This window comes from Streptomyces sp. NPDC037013, from assembly GCF_055607265.1.
The window spans coordinates 110073-125856 of the sequence record NZ_JBVJRV010000006.1 but is presented as its reverse complement, the minus strand read 5'-3'; the positions used below and the strand labels follow the sequence as shown (position 1 = coordinate 125856).

The 15784-nt window shown below is 71.8% G+C and carries 13 protein-coding genes, 1 tRNA gene and 2 pseudogenes; 13 read left to right on the top strand and 3 right to left on the bottom strand.

Annotated elements, in window-relative coordinates; genetic code table 11:
- Nucleotides 1-208: 208 nt before the first annotated feature.
- From ACZ7DY_RS22795 to ACZ7DY_RS22785, 3 genes are all read left to right on the top strand, one after another.
- Nucleotides 209-1696, top strand: a complete 1488-nt coding sequence (locus ACZ7DY_RS22795; protein ID WP_471137896.1) for a S1C family serine protease — start codon at nucleotides 209-211, stop codon at nucleotides 1694-1696.
- A 54-nt stretch (nucleotides 1697-1750) separates the two neighbouring features.
- Nucleotides 1751-1837 (top strand) — tRNA-Ser (locus tag ACZ7DY_RS22790).
- 400 nt (nucleotides 1838-2237) lie between these two features.
- Nucleotides 2238-2522, top strand: coding sequence for a DUF6355 family natural product biosynthesis protein (locus ACZ7DY_RS22785; RefSeq protein ID WP_471138689.1), 285 nt, complete (start codon nucleotides 2238-2240; stop codon nucleotides 2520-2522).
- Between the two features lie 151 nt (nucleotides 2523-2673).
- Here the strand turns inward: ACZ7DY_RS22785 and ACZ7DY_RS22780 are convergent, their stop codons facing one another.
- From ACZ7DY_RS22780 to ACZ7DY_RS22770, 3 genes are all read right to left on the bottom strand, one after another.
- Nucleotides 2674-4140 carry an MFS transporter gene (locus ACZ7DY_RS22780; RefSeq protein ID WP_471137895.1) on the bottom strand — a complete coding sequence of 489 codons (1467 nt, stop codon included), beginning with the start codon at nucleotides 4138-4140 and terminating at the stop codon, nucleotides 2674-2676.
- A gap of 539 nt (nucleotides 4141-4679) precedes the next feature.
- Nucleotides 4680-4919 (bottom strand): chaplin, encoded by a 240-nt coding sequence (locus tag ACZ7DY_RS22775; protein ID WP_471137893.1) that lies wholly within the window; start codon nucleotides 4917-4919, stop codon nucleotides 4680-4682.
- Nucleotides 4920-5150: 231 nt separating this feature from the next.
- A complete protein-coding gene (locus ACZ7DY_RS22770; protein WP_471137892.1) occupies nucleotides 5151-6233 on the bottom strand; it encodes a bifunctional DNA primase/polymerase in 1083 nt (360 codons plus the stop codon).
- A 405-nt stretch (nucleotides 6234-6638) separates the two neighbouring features.
- Between ACZ7DY_RS22770 and ACZ7DY_RS22765 the strand changes: the two genes are divergently transcribed.
- From ACZ7DY_RS22765 to ACZ7DY_RS22720, 10 genes and pseudogenes are all read left to right on the top strand, one after another.
- Nucleotides 6639-6950 carry a hypothetical protein gene (locus tag ACZ7DY_RS22765; protein ID WP_471137890.1) on the top strand — a complete coding sequence of 104 codons (312 nt, stop codon included), beginning with the start codon at nucleotides 6639-6641 and terminating at the stop codon, nucleotides 6948-6950.
- Between the two features lie 241 nt (nucleotides 6951-7191).
- Nucleotides 7192-8427 carry an acyl-CoA dehydrogenase family protein gene (locus tag ACZ7DY_RS22760; protein WP_471137886.1) on the top strand — a complete coding sequence of 412 codons (1236 nt, stop codon included), beginning with the start codon at nucleotides 7192-7194 and terminating at the stop codon, nucleotides 8425-8427.
- A complete protein-coding gene (locus ACZ7DY_RS22755) occupies nucleotides 8424-9332 on the top strand; it encodes a bifunctional MaoC family dehydratase N-terminal/OB-fold nucleic acid binding domain-containing protein (RefSeq protein ID WP_471137884.1) in 909 nt (302 codons plus the stop codon). The genes ACZ7DY_RS22760 and ACZ7DY_RS22755 overlap by 4 nt, the downstream gene beginning before the upstream one ends.
- 1 nt (nucleotide 9333) lies before the next feature.
- Nucleotides 9334-9691 (top strand): annotated as a pseudogene (locus ACZ7DY_RS22750) (acyl-CoA dehydrogenase family protein); the annotation flags it as partial.
- Between the two features lie 351 nt (nucleotides 9692-10042).
- A pseudogene (locus ACZ7DY_RS22745) lies at nucleotides 10043-10693 on the top strand (acyl-CoA dehydrogenase family protein); the annotation flags it as partial.
- Complete coding sequence (locus ACZ7DY_RS22740) at nucleotides 10690-11097, top strand: MaoC family dehydratase (RefSeq protein WP_471137883.1); 408 nt, start codon at nucleotides 10690-10692, stop codon at nucleotides 11095-11097. The pseudogene ACZ7DY_RS22745 and the gene ACZ7DY_RS22740, both read left to right, overlap by 4 nt.
- Nucleotides 11094-12260, top strand: a complete 1167-nt coding sequence (locus tag ACZ7DY_RS22735) for a lipid-transfer protein (protein ID WP_471137881.1) — start codon at nucleotides 11094-11096, stop codon at nucleotides 12258-12260. The genes ACZ7DY_RS22740 and ACZ7DY_RS22735 overlap by 4 nt, the downstream gene beginning before the upstream one ends.
- A 52-nt stretch (nucleotides 12261-12312) precedes the next feature.
- Nucleotides 12313-13158, top strand: coding sequence for a DUF1906 domain-containing protein (locus tag ACZ7DY_RS22730; protein WP_471137879.1), 846 nt, complete (start codon nucleotides 12313-12315; stop codon nucleotides 13156-13158).
- A gap of 171 nt (nucleotides 13159-13329) precedes the next feature.
- Nucleotides 13330-13911 carry a SigE family RNA polymerase sigma factor gene (locus tag ACZ7DY_RS22725; RefSeq protein ID WP_471137878.1) on the top strand — a complete coding sequence of 194 codons (582 nt, stop codon included), beginning with the start codon at nucleotides 13330-13332 and terminating at the stop codon, nucleotides 13909-13911.
- A gap of 125 nt (nucleotides 13912-14036) precedes the next feature.
- Nucleotides 14037-15707 carry a long-chain fatty acid--CoA ligase gene (locus ACZ7DY_RS22720; RefSeq protein ID WP_471137876.1) on the top strand — a complete coding sequence of 557 codons (1671 nt, stop codon included), beginning with the start codon at nucleotides 14037-14039 and terminating at the stop codon, nucleotides 15705-15707.
- Nucleotides 15708-15784: the final 77 nt, after the last annotated feature.

Below are 15784 nucleotides of genomic sequence, written 5' to 3'. Positions count from 1 at the left end.
CACAGGCTCGGCTTATGGTGCCCTAACGACCCATGGGAAAAGCTGACTGCAGGCAGATGCGTACAGACGAGCACAGGCGACAGACCCGCGGTCGGCACGGCCGGGCCGTGACCGACACCGCACGCGACGCACGCGACGACCCCGACACACGCGACGACCGCGAAGACACCAACGACCGCATCGACAGCATGGACCGAGGAGAAGAGCTGTGAGCACCGAGAACGAGGGCAACGCGGTACCCGAGGCCCCGTCCGTGCCCCCTGCGCCGGTGGACGCTCCCGCTGTTCCTGCCGAATCCACTGCCACCGGCCCCACCTCCGGGAGCGCCGCCGGGAACGCCCCCGGCGCGGCCGCCCCAGACTCTTCGGCCACCCCCGCTTCTCCCGGGCAGCCGGCCCACGAGGGCGCCCACCCCGCCCACGCGCACGCCTCCGCGGGGGCTCCGCAGAGCGCCTCCGGCGCCGGTCACTGGCCGCCGCCCGCCCCGCCCGCCGTCCCCTCCTACGCCGCGGGCGGCGGCTCCGGGTCGGGGTGGGGCGCCTCGTACCACCCGCAGGAGCCGAAGCCGGGCGGCCGGCGCGGCGGCCTGGTCGCCGCGGTGCTCGCCGCCGCCCTGCTCGCGGGCGGCATCGGCGGCGGCGTCGGCTACTGGGCGGCCGAGCGCGACGACAACGACACGGGCTCGACCACCGTCTCGGCGGCGGACACCCCCGCCGACCTGAAGCGCGACCCGGGCTCGGTCGCGAGGACCGCGAACGACGCGCTGCCGAGCGTCGTCACCATCGACGCGCAGAGCGGCGGCGGCGAGGGCGGCACGGGCACCGGCTTCGTCTACGACAAGCAGGGCCACATCCTCACCAACAACCACGTGGTGGCGTCGGCCGCCGAGGGCGGCAAGCTCCAGGTGACGTTCTCGAACGGCAAGAAGTACGCCGCCGAGGTCGTCGGCCGCGCCGAGGGGTACGACGTGGCGGTCATCAAGCTCAAGAACGCCCCGGAGGGCCTGAAGCCGCTCGCCCTCGGCAACTCCGACCGCGTGGCCGTCGGCGATCCGACGATCGCCATCGGCGCCCCCTTCGGCCTGTCGAACACCGTCACCACCGGCATCATCAGCGCCAAGAACCGCCCGGTGACCTCGAGCGACGGCGGCCAGAGCGGCAAGAGCTCGTACATGAGCGCCCTGCAGACCGACGCCTCCATCAACCCAGGCAACTCCGGCGGCCCGCTCCTCGACGCGCGCGGCGCGGTGATCGGCATCAACTCCGCGATCAAGCCCGCGGAGAGCGGCGGCGGCCTCGGCGGAGGCGGCCAGTCCGGCTCCATCGGCCTGGGCTTCGCGATCCCGGTGAACCAGGCGAAGCAGGTCGCCCAGCAGCTGATCAGGACCGGCAAGCCCGTCTACCCCGTGATCGGCGCCTCGGTCTCCCTGCAGCAGGAGGGCGCCGGCGCGACGATCAGCCCGCGCAGCGCGGGCGGCACCGAGCCGATCACCCCGAACGGCCCGGCGGACAAGGCCGGCCTCAAGCCCGGTGACGTCATCACGAAGCTGGACGACATGGCGATCGACAGCGGCCCGACCCTGATCGGCCAGATCTGGACACACAAGCCCGGCGACACGGTCAAGATCACCTTCGAGCGCGACGGCAAGGAACGCACGGTCGACGTGACCCTGGGCCAGCGCAAGGGCGACAGCTGACCCGCTAGTCTTGTCCCCGCGCCGTCCTGATCCCGTTTCCGGTGGACGGCGCGGGGTGGGTTGCCCGAGCGGCCTAAGGGAACGGTCTTGAAAACCGTCGTGGCAGCGATGTCACCGTGGGTTCAAATCCCACACCCACCGCGGCAGTCCGGCGCAGACGCCGGCCAAAAGGGTGCCTCTCACTGAGAGGCACCCTTTTTCGTGGGCCGGTGTCGACTGCGACCGGTCCGACGTACCGTCCGATCCTGAACAGGCGCTGGTGACCCTCTTCTTCGCGGTCGGGTGCACGGTGATGCGTCGGGCCGACGCCCTTGTGGAACCTACCGCCCGTGCTGGTGGGCCGGTACTCAACTCCCGTTACCGGGCCGCTTCCTCACCCCCGCCCCGTTCGGCTCAGTGGAGAAACGATCCTCTGGGTGACCGGGCCGCCGCGGTGACTGCCAGGGCCGATCGGCGGGCAACCCCCCATCGCACCACGACGACCCGACAGGCATCAGGACTTGGCGGGCGTCTCCTCAGTGACCTGGAGTTTCCCTTGCGTATGCGCCATCTGGTGACCAGCGCCCTCGGCACGGCCGCGCTCCTCCTCACCCCTCTCGGAGCGGCGACCGCCGACGCGAGCACCGCCACAGCCGGCCCTTGTGGCTTCTACGAGACCCACTCCGACGCCTACTACAACCACTGCACCTCGGACGGTTCGCGCGTCGTCATCCAGGTCAGGGTCGCCCTGGCACCCGACTATGAGCGGTGCGTGGCCCCGGGCACGACCTGGCTGGGATCTGCCAGCAAGATCCAGGGCGCCCACTACGTCGGACGCACCTGCTGACACCCGCTCACCCAGGCGGACCGCCACTACGGCCACCACCGCCGCCCGGCTGCTGCCGGCAGATCATGGCCAGGTCGCCCCGCCACGCCGACCTGGCCATGTGTGCATCGTGGGTGGGCCAGGCCCCCCGTCCCGGCGGAAGCCTGGCGCGTCAGTTCGCCCGCCTGGGCAGGCAGAACATCAGGGCCCACAGGAGGGCGAGGAGGCCGCCGGTCCACCACAGCACGGTGATGAACGCGTCGCGGTTGAGCCCCGCGTCGAACGAGCCGCCGGTGGTGGCGAAGAACACCAGAGCGGTCAGCGCGGTACCGAGGGCGATGCCCAGGTGCATGACGGTGTTGAACAGGCCCGAGGCCGACCCGGCGTCCTCGTGGGGGACCCCGGCCAGCGACATGTCGGCGAGCGGGCCGCCGACCAGGCCGAGGCCGAACCCGATCAGTACCACCGGAGCGGTCATCGCCGGCAGGGTCAGACCCGCCTGGCCCGCGTCGATCTGGAGCGCGTAGGCGGCCATCGCGGCGAGCGCGACGAGAGCGCCCGTCTGCGGCAGCCGGCGGGCGAAGCGCCCGCCGCTCTTCGCCACGACCGTCGCGCCGCCCAGCTCTCCGAGGGAGAGCAGCACGAAGGCCAGGGCCGCATGGAAGGGGCTCATGCCAAGGCCGCGCTGGAGGTAGAGCGTCCAGGTCATGAAGAACAGCCCGCACAGCAGGCCGTGCATCAGCTGCGCGGCCATGCCGCCGGAAAACTGCCGGCTCCGGAAGAGGGACAGGGTCACGAGGGGTCCGTTGCCCTGCTTGCGCCGCTGGTGGCGCAGGAAGACGCCGAGGACGAGAACGCCCGCGGCGAGCAGGACGAAGCACCACAGCGGCCAGTGGTGCAGATGCCCCTCGGTGAGCGGGAAGACGATCAGGACAGTGGCCAGCGCGGACAGCAGCATGCCGGTGAGGTCGAGCCGGTCGGCCCGCTGCCCGGTCGACTCGGGGATGAACCTGCGTCCCAGGAGGATCACGGCGAGGCCGACGGGCACGTTGACCAGGAAGATCGGCCGCCAGGACATCCCGAACACATCCGCCTCGGTCAGCAGACCGCCCATCACCGGGCCCAGGACATTGGCGAGCGACATGACGGCCCCGTACAGGCCGAAGACCTTGCTGCGGTTCTGTCCCTCGAAGGTGACATGAAGGGTGGCCAGGATCTGCGGGATCATCACGGCCACCCCCACGCCCTGGAGCGCGCGGGCGGCGATCAGCACACCCGGTCCGGCGGCGAGGCCGCACAGCAGCGAGGCCGCGGTGAACACGAGGGTGCCGATGAGCAGGATCCTGCGCCGGCCGTAGAGGTCGCCGAGGCGTCCACCGGTGATCAGCCCGACGGCGATGGGCAGCGAATAACCGGTGGTCAGCCACTGCACCATGTCCGGTCCGGCGCCGGTGGACTCCTGGATGGCGGGCAGGGCGGTGAGGACGACCGACTGGTCGATCATGTCCATCAGCTCGGCGCCCAGGAGCACCAGGAGGGCGACCCAGGCGGCCAGGCCCATCTTCGACGATCCGGGCGCTGGGCGGGCCGGGGACTTGGTGGTGTGCTGCGGCTCGTCATCGAGCGCGGAGGAAGACACGACGGGAACTCCTGTTCCAAAGGAATCGGGGGAGCCCTGCCGAAAGCCGCACCGGGGCCGGAAAGCCACGAAACCCGGGGCAGACGGCAGAGCTGCACCCGGGAAAGACAGAAAGAGACAGAAAACTGCGGGGCGACGCAACTCAGACCAGCGCGACGTCCGCCCCCGCACACGTGCGACAAGACAGCACGTGGGGAACGCGGACGGCTACATGGCCTGGTTGATAGGACGTCACCTCAAGATCGACGCAGAAGGAACAGAAAGTCCGGCGACTGCCACCGAGACCCCGGATCAGAAGCCTGACCAGGTTATGACATCTCGGGGCCCTTCGTACAACGGATTACGAGTAGCACGAGTATTACGAGGGGACGATGCCGCGGGCTCGTGAACGGATTGACGTGCCGGTGCCGGAAGCCTTCGGGGAGGCGGGCGTAGTTGGTCGAGGAGTGGTCGGAGATGAGGAGATGAGCGGAGAGGGCGCGATCCCGGTGGGGATCGCGCCCTCTCTGTCGGTCTGCCCTACGGCGTGACGCGCCTGATCAGTCGTTGGCGCAGGTGTTGCCGAAGGCCGGGTTGAGCAGGCCGATGATGTCGACGGTGTTGCCGCAGGCGTTCACCGGGATGTGGATCGGCACCTGGATGGCGTTGCCCGAGATGACACCGGGCGAGTTCAGGGCAGCACCCTGGGAACCGGCGTCGGCGGCGGCCAGGCCGGCGCCGCCCATGACGAGGGCACCGGTGCCCAGTACGACAGCGGTCGTCTTCTTCATTGCGGACATGCTTGTTCTCCTTGAGTACGTGCCTGTCAAAGGCGCCCCGCCGGGCCACACACAACACGACGTCGCTCCGGCAGAGGAGCAGCACACCTGTCGGGCGCCTGCGTGATCAACGCCCGCCCCTGCCGCCGGACACGTTCGTGCCGTCCATTCGGGGGACGCAGACGCGGATGGGAGGGGCGCGGGGTGCGGCCAGGCGTGGCCCGTCAGGCGTGGCCCGTCAGGTGCGGCCCATCAGGCGTGGCCCGTCAGGCGGGCCGCCGATGCGATCGTCGAGTGGGCCTCGTGCTCGCCGAGGCCGACGCGGAGGGCGGCGTCGGCGAGTTGCGGGGCCAGTGCCTCGCCGATGCCGTTCTCGTAGGCGCGGCAGGCGGCCCAGAACAGGCGCGTGTTGCGCTGGCCCTCGTGCGCCGCGAGGACGAACTGGACGAGCCCCTGGCCGCGTTGGGCCACCGCCTCCGGGTGGCCGGCCGGTGCGCCTCCGGCGGGGTGGTGCGGTGCGGCGTGCTGGGCGCGCGGCGGGGGTGTGAGCAGGCGCAGGAGGGCGGGCGGGCAGGGCGCGGGCGGCAGGTGGGCGGTGCCGGGCACGGTGCTGTAGACGCCGTGTTCGGTGCGGGAGCCGGGGCCCACGAGGTAGCCGCCCGCGCCGCGGATGTCGATGCCGGGGGCGAGCCGCCCGGCCGAGTTGGGGATCACGGTGTGGGCGGGGCCCGCGAGCCAGATGTGGCGGCCGCCGCTCGGGGTGGTCACGACGACGGTCTCGGGGATGGTGAAGAGGTGGCGCAGCGCGAGTTCGCGCAGGGCGGCCGGGGCGTTCGTACCGGACTTGGTGTCCAGGTCGACGCCGATGAGGTGGTGCGGGGGCAGCCCGCAGGCGATGCCGTAGCCGGTGGCCCAGGGGGCGGCGGCGAAGAGCTCCCGGATGCGGCGCGGGTCGGTCGTCGCGTCGTACACGCCGTGGCCGGGGCGGCCGCATTCGCCGTGGCAGGGGGTCGGTGGAGGGGCGTCGTGGTGGGGGGAGCGCACGGCGGGGAGCTTGGTGCGGGAGAGCGGGATCACGGCGAGGCCCCGCTCGGCGGCGGACAGCGCGTGGGCTAGCGCTAGGGCGGCGGCGCGGCGGTCGGCGGTGACGGGGTCACCAGCGGTCCGGTCACCAGCTGCCTGGTCGCCAGTGGTCCGGTCAGAGGTGGTCCGGCCAGAGGTGGGCTGGTCACCAGTGGTCCGGCTCGAGGTGGGCTGGTCGCCGGTGCTGTGGTCATCGGTGCTGTGGTCGCCGGTGGCGTGGTCTCCGGGGGCATGGCGGTCGGTGGGGGCCATGACTTCATTTTCGTACACACGTTCGAAGAAGGGAAGAGGGGGCGGCCCGCCGGGGTGGGGGGTGCGGTACGGAAGGGGGCGGCGCCCCCCTTCGCGGGGGTCGTCGCGGCGGCCAGGCGGAACGCTTCACCCCGTGCGGCGCCTGGTCTGAGCTGCGTTTCGACGCCGCTCACGCGGGACCGAACCGGGACCGAGGGGGCGTGAAGCGCGTTTATCGACATGTCATCACGCTTGCGGGGGAATCGGGGCTTCCAGGGTGGTTCGCCGGGGATTCGGTGGGCAACTCTGGACTCGCGACGTCGTGCAGCACTCCGAGGCGGTCGGCCAACTGCCTTGGGACAAGCCGTACTTCCGGTACCCGCCGGCCCCATGCCGGTGCGTACCTCCTGCTCTGGAGGAAATGACATGGCAAGCATCCGTACCGCCCGCATCATCGCCGCTGCCGCCGCCGTGCCGCTGGCCGCGGCCCTCTTCTCGGGCGTGGCGATGGCCGACAACGGCTCCTTCGCGGACAACGGATCGAACGCGGGCGTGGCGACGGTGACCGGCAGTGGCGTGGGCCACAACAACAACGGCAACTCGTCCACGACCCAGCAGCAGGCCGTCGGCAACGGCGCCTCCAACCAGAGCAACACCGCCCAGGTGAACGGGTCCGCGTTCACGGCGATCCACCAGTCGAACGAGAACATCGCGGTCAACTTCACCGAACTCTGGTGATCCGGCGGCCCTTTGAGCCGCTCGGGACGGCTCGAAGGGGCGTGGGACGTGGGGTGTGACGCTCTGTGCGGCGGTGCTTCGGCGCCGCCGCACAGGTGTGTTCGGGGCGGCTCCGTGCGGTCGGCCCGTGCCGCCGGCCGTCGACCGCGGCGGCCGATGCCGGGTGATCTCTTGACACCGTGGCGGCATCTGACGGACAGTCAGAAACCCTTGTCGGTACGAAGACGGAGAGGCCGCCCCCGTGCACCTCGCCCCCACCGAACGCCAGCGCCGACTCCGCGCCGAACTGCGCGCGTACTTCCGCGACGTGATGCCCGAAGGGCCGCCCGACGGCGCGGACGGGCCCGGGCAGCGCCGTCTGCTGCGGCGCATCGGCGCCGACGGCATGCTCGGCCTCGGCTGGCCCGTCGAGTACGGCGGCCAAGGGCGCGGCCCCGACGAGCAGTTCGTCTTCTTCGACGAGGCCTACCGGGCCGGCGCCCCGGTCTCGATGGTCACCCTGAACACCGTCGGGCCGACCCTCATGAAGCACGGCACCGAGGAGCAGAAGGCCGCCTTCCTGCCCCGCATCCTCAGCGGCGACCTCGTCTTCGCGATCGGCTACAGCGAGCCGTCCGCCGGGACCGATCTGGCGTCACTGCGGACCAGGGCGGTACGGGTCGGTGGCGCGGGTGCGGGCATAGGCGCGGGCGCGGACGGCGATGACCGGTTCACCGGCCATGACCGGCCACCCGGCGGCGACTGGCTGATCGACGGGCAGAAGATCTTCACCTCGAACGCGCAGAACGCCGACTGGATCTGGCTGGCCTGCCGCACCGACCCGGATGCCCCCAAGCACCGCGGCATCTCGATCCTGCTCGTGCCGACCGACGCGCCCGGTTTCTCCTGGACGCCGATCGAGACCGTCGGCGGGCTGACGACGACGGCCACCTATTACGACGGCGTCCGGGTGCCCGCCGCGAACCTCGTCGGGGAGGAGAACGGCGGCTGGGGCCTCATCACCGACCAGCTCAACCACGAGCGGGTGGCGCTCGCCGCGATCGGCATGCAGGCGGAGGACTTCTACGCGGCGGCCCTGGCCCGGGCGCGCACCCCCGATCCGGTGACGGGTGAACGCCGTGTTGACGCGCCGTGGATTCGATCGAGGCTGGCCGAGGCGCACGCCCGGCTGGCGGCGACACGCCTGCTGAGCTGGCGTCTTGTGGGCGATGTGGGGGCCGGCGCGCCACCGCCGGGGGACGCGAGCGGCGTGAAGTTCATGGGAACCGAATCCGCGGTGGTGGTGTACCGAATGTGTCAGGAGATCACGGGCGAGGCGGGACTGGTCCGGGCCGGTTCACCGGGGGCGTGCGGCTCCGGCGAGCTGGAGCGGATGAACAGGGCGGCGCAGATCAACACGTTCGGGGGCGGGGTGAGCGAGGTGCAGCGCGAGATCGTCGCGACGATGCGGCTCGGCATGCGGAGGGGACGACGATGAAGGACATTCCGTACGAGGAGCTGAAGGCGTTCGAGGGTCGGGCGGCGGAGGAGGCGGGGCGCGGCAAGGACCCGGTCAACCGGCCCATGATCAGGCACTGGTGCGAGGCGATGGGCGACACGAACCCCGCGTATGCGGGCGCGGACGCGGTGGCGCCCCCGACGATGCTGCAGGCCTGGACGATGGGCGGCCTCTCCGCCAACGGCGGGCGTTTCCGCGCCCACGACGAGCTGTTCGCGCTGCTCGACGGCGCGGGGTACACCTCGGTGGTCGCCACCGACTGCGAGCAGGAGTATCTGCGGGCTTTGCGGCCCGGCGACGAGATCACCTTCGAGGCGGTGATCGAGTCGGTCTCGGAGCGCAAGACGACCAAGCTGGGGACGGGCCACTTCGTCACGACGCGGATGGACGTCCGCGTCGCCGGGAAGATCGCCGGGACCCACCGCTTCCGCATCCTGAAGTACGCCCCGGCCCGGCAGAGACCGAAGGGCGCCCGCCCCCGCCCCGTCGTCAACCGCGACAACGCCGGGTTCTGGGAGGGCGTCGCCCAGCACCGCCTGCTGATCCAGCGCTGCACCGGCTGCGGCCGGCTCCGCTTCCCCTGGCTGCCGGGGTGCAATGCCTGCGGATCGCCCGAGTGGGACACGGTCGAGGCGAGCGGCGAGGGCACGCTGTATTCGTACGTCGTGATGCACCACCCGCCGTTCCCCGCCTTCGACCCGCCCTATGCCGTGGGGCTCGTCGAGCTGGCGGAGGGCGTGCGGATCATCAGCAATGTGACCGGCGTGCCGTACGACAAGGTGCGCATCGGGATGCCGGTCCGGCTCGCGTTCCAGCGCGTGGACCCGGAGGTGGAGCTGCCGGTGTTCCGGGCCCTCGACGGCGCGGCGGGGGGCGAGGTCTGACATGGACTTCACGCCCACGGAGGAGCAGGCGGCGGCCCGCGCTCTCGCCGCGGAGATCTTCGCCGACCTCGCCACCCCCGCGCGGCTCGCGGCGGCGGGGACGGGGTCGGACCCCGAGCTGTGGAAGGCGCTGTGCGCGGCGGGCCTGCCGGGCGCGGTGGAGGACGTCGGCCTGCTCGGCCTAGTGCTGCTCCTGGAGGAGCAGGGGCGGACCACGGCGCAGGTCCCGTTCGCGGCGAGCTGTGTCTACGGCCTGCTCGCGGTGGCCGCGCACGGCACGCGCGAGCAGCGGGACCGGCTGCTGCCCGGGCTCCGGCATGGGGAGCGAGGTGGCGACGGGGGCCTTCCCGGCCCGGTCCACGGTCACCGCCTCAGCGGTCGCCTCCTCTGCGGTCACCGGCTCAGCGGGCACTACCTCTGCGGGCACCGGCTCTGCGGTCGCCTCCTCTGCGGTCACCGGCTCTGCGGCCACCGGCTCAGCGGTCGACTCCTCAGCGGTCACCGTCTCCGCAGTCGCCCCCTCTGCGGTCACCGGCTCAGCGGGCACTACCTCTGCGGGCACCGGCTCAGCGGTCACCGGCTCAGCGGTCGCCCCCTCAGCGGTCACCGTCTCCGCAGTCGCCCCCTCTGCGGTCGCCCCCTCTGCGGTCGACTCCTCAGCGGGCACCACGTCAGCGGGCACTACCTCCGCGGTCGCCTCCTCCCTCGTGGGGGAGCTGAGCGGCACGGTGCCGTGGGTGCCCTGGCTGCGGGATGCCACATGGGTCCTGGTGGCGGCGGCCGACCGGAGCCTGTGGCTGGTGCGGGTGGCGGACGCGCGGGTGGAGCCGGTCGAGCTGACCGCGCCCTGGTCGGCGGGACGGCTCGTCCTCGACCGGACCCCCGGGGAGCGGCTGGGCGGGCCCGGCGCGTACGAGGACGTGCTGGCCGGTGCACGCACGGCCTTCGCCGGGTTGCAGGCCGGCGTGTGCGCGGGGTCCCTGGCGAGGGCGGTGGCCCATACGAACGAGCGGGAGCAGTTCGGCCGCCCCCTCGCCGCCAAGCAGGGCGTCCAACTGCGCGCGGCCGACGCCCACATGGACACCGAGGCCATCCGCGTCACGGCGTACGAGGCCGCCTGGCGCCGCGACACCGGCCTGCCGTACGGCACGCACGCGCTCACCGCCGCCTGGTGGGCGTCGGAGGCGGGCACCCGCGTGGTGCACACCGGCCAGCATCTGCACGGCGGCACCGGCGCCGACCTCGACCATCCCGTACACCGGCACTTCCTGTGGGGGCGGCAGTTGGACGCGTATCTGGGCTGTGGAAGCGAAGTCCTCGAAGAGCTTGGCGAGTTGATCGCCGAGGGGGAGACGGCATGACAGAGGGCGAGGAGCTGCCGCCGCTGGAGATCCCGATCACCCGCACCCTGATCGTCGCCGGGGCCATCGCGTCCCGCGACTACCAGGACGTGCACCACGACACGGAGCTGGCCAAGGCCAAGGGCTCCCCCGACATCTTCATGAACATCCTCACGACCAACGGTCTCGTCGGCCGGTACGTCACCGACCACTTCGGCCCCACCGCCGTCCTGCGCAAGGTGGCGATCAGACTCGGTGCGCCCAACTACCCGGGCGACACCATGGTGCTGACCGGGGCCGTCGAGCGGGTAGAGGCCACGGCCGGCGGCGAGACGGCCATCGTCAGGATCGTCGGCGCCAACGGCATCGGCAACCACGTCACCGGCACCGTCACGGTGACCGTCCCCGCGGGAGGCGCCGCATGAGTGTCCGGACGCGCGACAGTCTCGGCGGCCGGGCCGCCGTCGTCGGCATCGGCGCGACGGAGTTCTCCAAGGACTCCGGGCGCAGCGAGCTCAAGCTGGCCGTGGAGGCGGTGGGCGCCGCCCTCGACGACGCCGGGCTCACCCCCGCCGACGTCGACGGCATGGTCACGTTCACCATGGACACCAGCCCGGAGATCACCGTCGCCCAGGCGGCCGGCATAGGCGAGCTGTCCTTCTTCTCCCGCGTCCACTACGGCGGCGGGGCGGCCTGCGCCACCGTCCAGCAGGCGGCCCTCGCGGTGGCGACGGGTGTGGCCGAAGTCGTCGTCTGCTACCGCGCCTTCAATGAACGTTCGGGCCGCAGGTTCGGCTCCGGGGTGCAGCGCCGCGAGCCGTCCGCCGAGGGGGCCGCGCTCGGCTGGGCGCTGCCGTTCGGCCTGCTGACCCCGGCCTCCTGGGTGGCGATGGCCGCCCAGCGCTATCTCCATACGTACGCCCTGACGCCGGACGTCTTCGGCCACGTGGCCGTCACCGACCGGAAGTACGCGGCGACCAACCCCGCCGCGTACTTCCACGGCAAACCGATCACGCTCCAGGACCACGCCGCCTCGCGCTGGATCGTCGAACCGCTGCGGCTCCTGGACTGCTGCCAGGAGACGGACGGCGGCCAGGCGATCGTCGTGACGAGCGTGGAGCGGGCCCGCGACCTCGCCCATCCACCCGCCGTGATCACGGCGGCGGCCCAGGGCGCGGGCCGGGCGCAGGAGCAGATGACCAGCTTCTACCGCGACGACCTGAGCGGGCTGCCCGAGATGGGTGTGGTGGCCCGGCAGCTGTGGCGCACCTCGGGGCTGGCCCCGGCCGACATCGACGTCGCGATCCTCTACGACCACTTCACGCCGTTCGTGCTGATGCAGCTGGAGGAGTTCGGTTTCTGCCCGCCCGGGGAGGGCGCGGGCTTCGTCGCCGAGGAGCGGCTCCCCCTGAACACGCACGGCGGACAGCTGGGAGAGGCCTATCTGCACGGGATGAACGGCATAGCGGAAGCCGTCCGGCAGGTGCGAGGCACGTCCGTGAACCAAATACCAGGCGCCGCGCGCATCTTGGTCACGGCGGGCACCGGTGTCCCCACATCGGGGCTGATTCTGGGGTCGGACGGCTGAACGCGTCGCGTGTCCCGGCCGTGTCGCACGGTCGGGGCCGTTCACTCGCCCTATGCGTCTCAGAAAGCTGATCATTGGACTTGTCCTCGTCCTGACCGCCCTGACCGCGGACCTGTCGGCGTCGCTCCCGGGCACCGCGGCCGAGCGGCCCGCGCGGCCCGGAGCACAGGCGTCCGCCAAGGTGTCGACGTTCGACGGCCGGGCCTTCGACACCTGCATCACCCCGTCCACCGACACGATGCGGCGCTGGCGGGAGTCCAGCTACCGCGCCATCGGCGTCTACTACGCGGGCCGCGGCCGGGCCTGCAAGAACCAGCGGTACCTGAACCACGCCTGGATGCGCGCGGTGCAGCGGATGGGCTGGCGGGTCCTGCCGATCTACGTCGGCTCCCAGTCGCCGTGTGTCACAGCGAAGAACAAGAAGCACGTCCCCATCGGCCGGTACCCCTGGGGCCGGGGGCAGCAGGAAGGGCGCGATGCGGTACGCGCGGCCAAGGCGATGGGCCTCCAAAAGGGCAGCCCGCTCTACCTCGACATGGAGGCGTACTCCTACGGCCAGAAGAGCTGTGCCGTCACCACCCTCGCCTTCATCCGCTCCTGGAACCGCACGGTGCGCGGCTCCGGCTACCTCCCCGGCTTCTACAGCAGCGCCGACTCCGGCGTGGCACACATGGAGAAGGCCCGGCGGGCCGGCGTGCGGGACCTGCCGTCGGTCATGTGGTTCGCGCGCTGGCACACCAAGCCCAACCTCGCCGGTGAGCCCGCTCTCGCCCGCGGCGCCTGGCAGCCGGCCCGGCGTATCCACCAGTACGCGGGGGACGTGAAGGAGCGGCACGGCGGGCGCACGCTCGTGATCGACCGCAACCAGATGCACGCACCGGTGGCCCGCATCGGCTAGCCGGCGGGCGGTCACCCACCGCCCGTTCTCGGGGGCGAACCCTCAGGGGGGCGCCCCCTCCCCTCCACCTGTAGGAGGTGGAGCCGGCCCCACTCGTACAACCTGAGGCGGACATCGCTTCGGGACCTGCGGCCGATCCGCAGAAGTAGGGGGCGCTTCTAGCGTGGAGCCATGACCGCATCCATGGTGTCCGTGTGCACCAGCGCATCGAAGGCCGCGACGCGGCGGCCGGGTCCGACGCGGGCCGCCGGGCCCTTTGCGTATCCGTCGTTCGCGTCCTACGTACGGGCCCGCCAGCCCGTACTGCTGCGCACCGCCCGCTCGCTGACCGCGAACCCGAGCGATGCCGAGGACCTGCTGCAGACCGCTCTCACCAAGACGTATGTCGCGTGGGACCGGATCGAGGACCACCGCGCGCTCGACGGATATGTCCGCCGGGCGCTGCTGAACACGCGCACCTCCCAGTGGCGCAAGCGCAAGGTCGACGAGTTCGCGTGCGACGAGCTGCCGGAGCCCGACGTGGCGCCGACCGGGGACCCGGCCGAGCAGCAGGTGCTGCGCGACGCGATGTGGCGTGCCATCACGAAGCTGCCGGCGCGGCAGCGGGCGATGGTCGTCCTCAGGTATTACGAGGACCTCAGCGAGGCCCAGACCGCCGAGGTGCTCGGGGTGTCCATCGGCACCGTCAAGAGCGCGGTCTCGCGCGCGCTCGGCAAGCTCCGCGAGGACCCGGAGCTGACGCCGGTCCGCTGACCGCCACGGGGGCGGTGCACCGGGGACGTGCCGGGACGCGGTCGATGATCGATCATCCTCTGGAGTAGTGACATACCGAGCGGTATGCGCGCAGAATCAGCGCAACCCTTACTGCCGCGTAGGCGATGTCGCCCCAGGAGGACGCCGTGCTGAGCACGATGCAGGACGTACCGCTGACCGTCACCCGCATCCTCCGGCACGGGATGACCGTGCACGGGTCGTCGCAGGTCATCACCTGGACCGGCGACGGTGCCCCACAGCGCCGCAGCTACCGCGAACTCGGCGAGCGCACGGCCCAGCTGGCCCACGCGCTGCGCGAGGACCTCGGCGTCACCGACGACGAACGCGTCGCGACGTTCATGTGGAACAACGCCGAGCACGTCGAGGCCTACTTCGCCGTGCCCTGCATGGGCGCCATCCTGCACACCCTCAACCTGCGGCTGCCCGCGGACCAGCTGACGTGGATCGTCAACCACGCCGCCGACCGCGTCGTCATCGTCAACGGCTCCCTCCTCGGCCTCCTCGCCCCGCTCCTCCCGCAGCTGACGAGCGTCGAACACCTGGTGGTCTCCGGCCCCGGCGACCGCTCCCTGCTGGCGGACGCCCGCGCCCAGGTGCACGAGTACGAGGACCTGATCGCCGGCAAGCCGACCACATACGACTGGCCCGAGCTGGACGAGCGTGCCGCGGCCGCCATGTGTTACACCTCCGGCACCACCGGTGACCCCAAGGGCGTCGTCTTCTCCCACCGCTCCATCTACCTGCACTCGATGCAGGTCAACATGACGCAGTCGATGGGTCTGACGGACGCCGACACCTCACTGGTCGTCGTCCCGCAGTTCCACGTGAACGCCTGGGGCCTGCCGCACGCCACCCTGATGACGGGCGTGAACATGCTGATGCCGGACCGGTTTCTGCAGCCCGCGCCGCTCGCCGAGATGATCGAGGCGGAACGGCCCACGCACGCGGCGGCCGTCCCCACCATCTGGCAGGGCCTGCTCGCCGAGCTCACCGCCAAGCCGCGCGACGTCAGCTCGCTCGGCCAGGTCACCATCGGCGGCTCGGCCTGCCCGCCTTCCCTGATGGAGGCCTTCGACCAGCTCGGCATGCGGGTCTGTCACGCCTGGGGCATGACCGAGACGTCCCCGCTCGGCACGGTCGCCCGCCCGCCGGCCCACGCCGTCGGCACCGACGAGGAGTTCGGCTACCGGCTCACCCAGGGCCGCTTCCCCGCCTCGGTCGAGGCCCGCCTGGTCGGCCCCGACGGCGAACACCTGCCATGGGACGGCGAGTCGGCCGGCGAGCTGGAGGTGCGCGGCCCCTGGATCGCGGGCGCCTACTACGGCGGCGCGGGCGGCGAACTCATCCGCCCCGAGGACAAGTTCAGCGAGGACGGCTGGCTGAAGACCGGTGACGTCGGCGTGATCACCGCGGACGGCTTCCTGACCCTCACCGACCGGGCCAAGGACGTCATCAAGTCGGGCGGCGAGTGGATCTCGTCGGTCGAGCTGGAGAACGCCCTGATGTCCCACCCCGACGTCGCCGAGGCCGCGGTCGTGGCCGTCCCCGACGAGAAGTGGGGCGAACGCCCGCTCGCCACGGTCGTGTTGAAGGAGGGTGCGACCACCGACTACACCGCGCTCCGCGACTTCCTCGCGGGCACCGTGGCCAAGTGGCAGCTCCCCGAGCGCTGGGCGGTCATTCCCGCGGTCCCGAAGACCAGCGTCGGCAAGTTCGACAAGAAGGTGCTGCGCAGGCAGTACGCGGCCGGCGAGCTGGACGTCACGCGACTCTGACGGAGGCGGGGCGGAGGGCGAGGGCTGGGGACCGGGGACGGGAGGGGGGGCTAGGACGACGGGGCTGGTGCCGGGCG

Excerpts from the sequence above, each read along its gene's own strand:
- ACZ7DY_RS22770 (WP_471137892.1), bottom strand. The coding sequence starts at position 6,233 with ATGGCCCCCACCGACCGCCATGCCCCCGGAGACCACGCCACCGGCGAC.
- ACZ7DY_RS22740 (WP_471137883.1), top strand. The coding sequence starts at position 10,690 with ATGACAGAGGGCGAGGAGCTGCCGCCGCTGGAGATCCCGATCACCCGC.
- ACZ7DY_RS22755 (WP_471137884.1), top strand. The coding sequence starts at position 8,424 with ATGAAGGACATTCCGTACGAGGAGCTGAAGGCGTTCGAGGGTCGGGCG.
- ACZ7DY_RS22720 (WP_471137876.1), top strand. The coding sequence starts at position 14,037 with ATGTCGCCCCAGGAGGACGCCGTGCTGAGCACGATGCAGGACGTACCG.
- ACZ7DY_RS22730 (WP_471137879.1), top strand. The coding sequence starts at position 12,313 with ATGCGTCTCAGAAAGCTGATCATTGGACTTGTCCTCGTCCTGACCGCC.
- ACZ7DY_RS22765 (WP_471137890.1), top strand. The coding sequence starts at position 6,639 with ATGGCAAGCATCCGTACCGCCCGCATCATCGCCGCTGCCGCCGCCGTG.
- ACZ7DY_RS22725 (WP_471137878.1), top strand. The coding sequence starts at position 13,330 with ATGACCGCATCCATGGTGTCCGTGTGCACCAGCGCATCGAAGGCCGCG.
- ACZ7DY_RS22785 (WP_471138689.1), top strand. The coding sequence starts at position 2,238 with ATGCGCCATCTGGTGACCAGCGCCCTCGGCACGGCCGCGCTCCTCCTC.
- ACZ7DY_RS22735 (WP_471137881.1), top strand. The coding sequence starts at position 11,094 with ATGAGTGTCCGGACGCGCGACAGTCTCGGCGGCCGGGCCGCCGTCGTC.
- ACZ7DY_RS22775 (WP_471137893.1), bottom strand. The coding sequence starts at position 4,919 with ATGTCCGCAATGAAGAAGACGACCGCTGTCGTACTGGGCACCGGTGCC.